We start from the raw sequence: 5,748 nt of genomic DNA on the forward strand, positions 1-5,748 counted from the left end.
CGCACTTCACATCCTTGTCAACGGTTCTGTCGCAAATGATATTGAGGGAGCCTCTGAGATTAAAAATCAAATCTTAGAACTCAATCAAATCTATCAATTCAACCGAATCGTCGTCGGTATGGAAGCCTTTATTGAACAAGACTAATTTATGAAACGACCGTGGCCGTGAGGGGGTAAGGGTTGACAAGCCGTTTTCTATATGATAAACTGATAAACGGTACTTTTTCATTTGGTCAAACAAAAGGAGCATGTTGTCGAGTAACTGAACTTCGGACAAACTACCTATAGGAAATAGCTGTTTTTTTCCACACAAGCTATGCTTGTTTACGGAAGAATCCTAATTTTCTACGGAAGTTTGCGCTAGGCGCACCGTCCTCAGTATCTTAACATGTAGTATCCAAACTTCTTGTCGGAACTTGGCGTAAGCGACCATATACCGACACACCCAAAACGAAAAAACGAAAGGAATGCTTTCAAGTTTATTGTCGCTTGTTGACGTCAGTCAAAATAAACTTCTGAAAGCAAGCAAGAAATGCCTACTATTAACCAATTGGTTCGCAAACCGCGTAAATCAAAAGTTGTTAAATCAACTGCTCCAGCATTGAACGTTGGCTTCAACAGCCGTAAAAAAGTTCAAACGAAAACAAACTCACCACAAAAACGAGGGGTTGCTACTCGTGTTGGGACAATGACACCTAAGAAACCCAACTCAGCTTTGCGTAAATTCGCACGTGTGCGTTTGTCAAACCTGATTGAAGTAACAGCTTATATCCCAGGTATCGGTCACAACTTACAAGAACACAGCGTGGTATTACTTCGTGGTGGACGTGTAAAAGACCTGCCAGGGGTACGTTACCATATCGTTCGTGGTGCGCTTGATACTGCAGGTGTAACAGATCGTAAACAAGGCCGTTCTAAATACGGTACTAAAAAACCAAAAGCATAATCTGAAAGGAGATAAGATAAATGCGTAAAAATCGTGCACCAAAACGTGAAGTTTTGGCAGATCCACTTTATAACTCAGTCGTAGTCACTCGCCTTATCAACCGCGTTATGCTTGATGGTAAACGTGGTACTTCAGCGAGTATCGTTTACGGCGCTTTTGAACAAATCAAAGAAGCGACTGGAACAGAAGCTATCGAAGTATTTGAACAAGCAATGGAAAACATCATGCCAGTTCTTGAAGTTCGCGCTCGCCGTGTTGGTGGGTCAAACTACCAAGTCCCAGTTGAAGTACGTCCAGAACGTCGTGTAACACTTGGTTTGCGTTGGTTGGTAACAATCGCTCGCAAACGTGGTGAGCATACAATGCAAGACCGTTTAGCTAAAGAAATCATGGACGCAGCTAACAACACTGGTGCTGCTGTCAAAAAACGTGAAGACACACATAAAATGGCAGAGGCTAACCGTGCCTTCGCTCACTTCCGTTGGTAAGAAAATTTCACAGCATTTGCCCCGCGAAGCGTACCAAATGCGAGAAATTTTCTTTCCGATAAGTCTTGGGGTTTGCGAAGCAAACGTCGCTACAGCGACCTTTTCGAAGAAAAGCTAAGGTTGTATTAGCAGTCTCTCATAGCATCATCTAACCATGCTACTGTGAGCGCCCAACTGAGAAAAATTAAACAAAGTAACTCAAGAAAAATACTAGGTGGGCGACCTGCCTTCCTAGTGTTTTTTACTCAAACATATATATATTAGGAGACCTATACAATGGCACGCGAATTTTCACTTGAAAACACTCGTAACATCGGTATCATGGCTCACGTCGACGCTGGTAAAACAACAACGACTGAGCGTGTACTTTACTATACTGGTAAAATCCACAAAATTGGTGAAACCCACGAAGGGGCTTCGCAAATGGACTGGATGGCCCAAGAACAAGAACGTGGTATCACCATCACATCAGCGGCAACAACAGCGGCATGGCATGACACACGTATCAACATCATCGACACACCGGGTCACGTGGACTTCACAATCGAAGTACAACGTTCACTCCGTGTACTTGACGGTGCGGTAACGGTATTGGATGCCCAATCAGGTGTTGAACCACAAACTGAAACAGTTTGGCGTCAAGCAACTGAATACGGTGTACCACGTATCGTATTTGCTAACAAAATGGATAAAATCGGTGCAGACTTCTTCTACTCATTGTCGACACTGCATGACCGTTTGAACGCAAACGCTCACCCAATCCAAATTCCAATCGGAGCTGAAGAAGACTTCGAAGGGATTATCGACTTAGTAACAATGCGTGCCGAAGTCTATACAAATGACCTTGGGACAGATATTCTTGACGAAGAAATTCCAGAAGAATACCGTGAGCAAGCTGAAGAATGGCGTGCTAAATTGATTGAAGCCGTTGCTGATACTGATGAAGACATCATGATGAAATATCTTGAAGGCGAAGAAATCAGCGAAGCTGAATTGAAAGCTGCGATCCGTAAAGCGACAATCAACGTTGAATTCTACCCAATGCTTGCAGGTTCTGCCTTCAAGAACAAAGGTGTTCAAATGATGCTTGATGCGGTTGTTGACTACTTGCCAGCACCAACTGATGTTCCAGCGATTAAGGGTATCACACCTGACGGTGAAGAAACTGAACGTCATGCTGATGATTCAGAACCGTTTGCAGCTCTTGCCTTTAAAGTTATGACTGATCCATTCGTAGGTCGTTTGACATTCTTTCGTGTTTACTCAGGTGTCTTGTCAGCTGGTTCATACGTTTTAAATGCTTCAAAAGGCAAACGCGAACGTATCGGACGTATCCTTCAAATGCACGCCAACACACGTAACGAAATCAACGATGTCTATTCGGGTGATATCGCTGCCGCTGTTGGTTTGAAAGACACAACGACTGGTGACTCATTGACAGACGAAAAGAACCCAGTTATTCTTGAATCTATCGAATTCCCAGAACCAGTTATCCAAGTCATGGTTGAGCCTAAATCTAAAGCAGACCAAGATAAAATGGGTGTTGCCCTTCAAAAATTGGCTGAAGAAGATCCATCATTCCGCGTTGAAACAAACGTTGAAACTGGTGAAACACTGATTGCTGGTATGGGTGAGCTTCACTTGGATATCCTCGTTGACCGGATGCGTCGTGAGTTCAATGTTGATGCCAATGTTGGTGCGCCACAAGTATCATACCGTGAAACATTCCGTGCGCCTGTAACACAAGCCGAAGGTAAATTCGTTCGTCAATCAGGTGGTAAAGGTCAATACGGTCACGTTTGGGTTGAGTTCACACCAAATGAAGAAGGTAAAGGTTTCGAATTCGAAAATGCTATCGTTGGTGGTGTGGTACCTCGTGAATACATCCCAGCCGTTGAAAAAGGTTTGGAAGAAGCGATGCAAAATGGTGTCCTTGCTGGTTACCCACTTGTAGACGTTAAAGCGAAACTTTACGATGGTTCATACCATGATGTCGATTCAAATGAAACGGCTTTCCGTGTGGCAGCATCATACGCTTTGAAAGCTGCAGCACCTAAAGCGAACCCAGTTATCCTTGAACCAATGATGAAAGTAACCGTTACTGTTCCTGAAGAAAATCTTGGGGATATCATGGGTCACGTCACAGCTCGTCGTGGTCGTGTTGAAGGGATGGAAGCGCATGGTAACAGCCAAATCGTTCATGCCTTTGTTCCGCTTGCTGAAATGTTTGGTTATGCAACGACACTTCGTTCATCTACACAAGGACGTGGTACTTTCATGATGGTATTTGACCATTATGAAGATGTGCCTAAATCAGTACAAGAAGCAATCATCAAGAAAAATCAAGGTTAATCTTAAGCAGAAAACACGAACAATTTTAATTGTTCGTGTTTTTTTGATATAATAGAAGATGAAGCGATGTCATGCGGCATTAGAGATATGACAGATGGCTAATTCAAAAAAACTGATAAATGCCAGTTAGTGAAAGAGGTTACAGTATGAAAAGAAGTGAACGATTGGTCGATTTTACCAACTACTTATTAAATCATCCCAGAAAACTCACAACCCTATCTTTTTTTAGTGAGCGATACGAGGCAGCTAAATCATCTATTTCTGAAGATTTAGTCATCATCAAACGCATTTTCGACGAAACAGAAGTCGGCACGGTTGAAACCTTTGCTGGCGTTTCTGGTGGGGTTATCTTTACTCCTGCGATTTCTGACGAAAATTCTCAAGCTATTGCATCAGAAATTGCAGACCTGATGACAGAGAGTAATCGCATTTTGCCGGGGGGGTATATCTACCTCTCGGATATCTTAGGTAGTCCAAAAAATCTCAATAAAATCGGCAAAATCATCGCCCACGAATATGTCGGCACACAAATTGATGCTATCATGACCATTGCCACAAAAGGCATTCCCATTGCCCAAGCGGTCAGTAGTATCCTAGAAGTCCCGTTTGTCATCGTCAGACGCGATCCTAAGGTGACGGAAGGGGCGACTCTCAATGTCAACTACATGTCAGGTTCAAGCTCTAAGGTCGAGAATATGACCCTGTCCAAGCGCTCTCTTGCGCCGGGACAACGCGTGCTGATTGTCGATGATTTCATGAAGGGCGGCGGTACACTGAATGGGATGAAGTCTCTGGTCCATGAGTTCGACTGTTTCCTTGCAGGAGTTGCAGTATTTGCAGAAGGGCCGTTTAAGGGTGAACGTCTGATTTCTGATTATAAATCGATTTTGAAAATTGATGAGATTAATGTTGAAAATCGAAGCATTGAAGTTGCTTTAGGCAATATTTATGAATGATAGTTTAAATTGAAGAATCGAAAATAAAGCCCTACGCTTAATGTTATAAAAGTGTAGGTTTTTGTTTTTAGAGTATCGTTTGGTAGGTTAGCGCATGACACTTAACCAATCAATCGGTGTCTCATCAAATGTTTCAAGCGCTTGATTGACCTTGATAAACACATCGCTTCCGAAAAAACCGCGATGTGCAGAAAGCGGTGAGGGGTGGGGAGCAGTGACAATTTTATGCTGTTGATTTGTAATGAGCTTCGTTTTTGATTGCGCAGGACGACCTAATAGGAGAAAAACAATCGGCTGCTTACGCTCATTTAAGAGAGAAACGATTTTATCTGTGAAAATCTCCCATCCTCTTTGAGCGTGGGAATTTGCTTTTCCTTCTTCAACTGTGAGTGCGGTATTTAAAAGCAATACCCCTTGTTTAGCCCAAGTTGTCAAATCACCAACTACAGGCATTGGCGTCTCAAATTCTTCAGAAATTTCCTTGTAAATATTGCGTAAGGACGGCGGAAGTGGCGTATTTTTAGGGACAGAAAAACTTAAACCCATTGCCTGTCCTTTTCCGTGATAAGGATCTTGACCAAGCAACACAACTTTTACTTGAGGATAATCAGTGAAATTGAGCGCATTGAAAATCAGTTCCTTTGGTGGAAAGACATTTTTGCTTGAACTTTCCATCGCAATAAAACGACTCAAGTTTCGCATGTAGTCTTTTTGAAGCTCGTGGTTCAGGAGTTCAGCCCATTGGCCTTGGAGTTTTGCTTTCATTTTAAGTGACCTCACAATTCTTATTTAATATTTATTATACCTTATAAAAGAACAATTTGTGCAGGTTAAAAGCAAGATATCTTTTTATTATAGTTAGGTAATTTAAAAATAAAATCACGACAAACGCATGAAATAAATAGTTCCCTAGTATCTCTATTTATGTTAAAGTAAAAGAAAAGCTATTAAGGGAGTTCATGATGTACGAAATCTACGCGTATTTAGAAAGCGTCACAGATCCGCG

General features: G+C 42.3%; 5 protein-coding genes. 4 read left to right on the forward strand and 1 reads right to left on the reverse strand.

Going from position 1 to position 5,748, the window contains the following annotated elements:
* Positions 1-532 precede the first annotated feature (532 nt).
* From rpsL to purR, 4 genes are all read left to right on the forward strand, one after another.
* Entirely contained in the window at positions 533-946 is a 414-nt protein-coding gene (rpsL, locus tag ACYQ21_RS14470) for a 30S ribosomal protein S12 (protein ID WP_003140270.1), read from the forward strand.
* A gap of 20 nt (positions 947-966) precedes the next feature.
* Positions 967-1,434: a 30S ribosomal protein S7 gene (gene rpsG / locus ACYQ21_RS14475; RefSeq protein ID WP_003140269.1), complete on the forward strand. Its 468-nt coding sequence runs from the start codon at positions 967-969 to the stop codon at positions 1,432-1,434.
* Between the two features lie 276 nt (positions 1,435-1,710).
* The gene (fusA, locus tag ACYQ21_RS14480) at positions 1,711-3,786 is read left to right on the forward strand and encodes an elongation factor G (RefSeq protein WP_460059292.1); all 2,076 of its coding nucleotides are present in this window, start codon (positions 1,711-1,713) and stop codon (positions 3,784-3,786) included.
* 146 nt (positions 3,787-3,932) lie between these two features.
* Positions 3,933-4,742 carry a pur operon repressor gene (gene purR, locus ACYQ21_RS14485; protein WP_460059293.1) on the forward strand — a complete coding sequence of 270 codons (810 nt, stop codon included), beginning with the start codon at positions 3,933-3,935 and terminating at the stop codon, positions 4,740-4,742.
* Positions 4,743-4,829: 87 nt separating this feature from the next.
* Here the strand turns inward: purR and ung are convergent, their stop codons facing one another.
* Positions 4,830-5,507, reverse strand: coding sequence for a uracil-DNA glycosylase (gene ung, locus ACYQ21_RS14490; protein WP_460059294.1), 678 nt, complete (start codon positions 5,505-5,507; stop codon positions 4,830-4,832).
* Between the last annotated feature and the right edge of the window lie 241 nt (positions 5,508-5,748).

Source organism: Pseudolactococcus yaeyamensis (assembly GCF_054658615.1).

Coding starts and splice junctions, on each gene's coding strand:
- purR (WP_460059293.1), top strand. CDS start 3,933: ATGAAAAGAAGTGAACGATTGGTCGATTTTACCAACTACTTATTAAAT.
- rpsL (WP_003140270.1), top strand. CDS start 533: ATGCCTACTATTAACCAATTGGTTCGCAAACCGCGTAAATCAAAAGTT.
- fusA (WP_460059292.1), top strand. CDS start 1,711: ATGGCACGCGAATTTTCACTTGAAAACACTCGTAACATCGGTATCATG.
- rpsG (WP_003140269.1), top strand. CDS start 967: ATGCGTAAAAATCGTGCACCAAAACGTGAAGTTTTGGCAGATCCACTT.
- ung (WP_460059294.1), bottom strand. CDS start 5,507: ATGAAAGCAAAACTCCAAGGCCAATGGGCTGAACTCCTGAACCACGAG.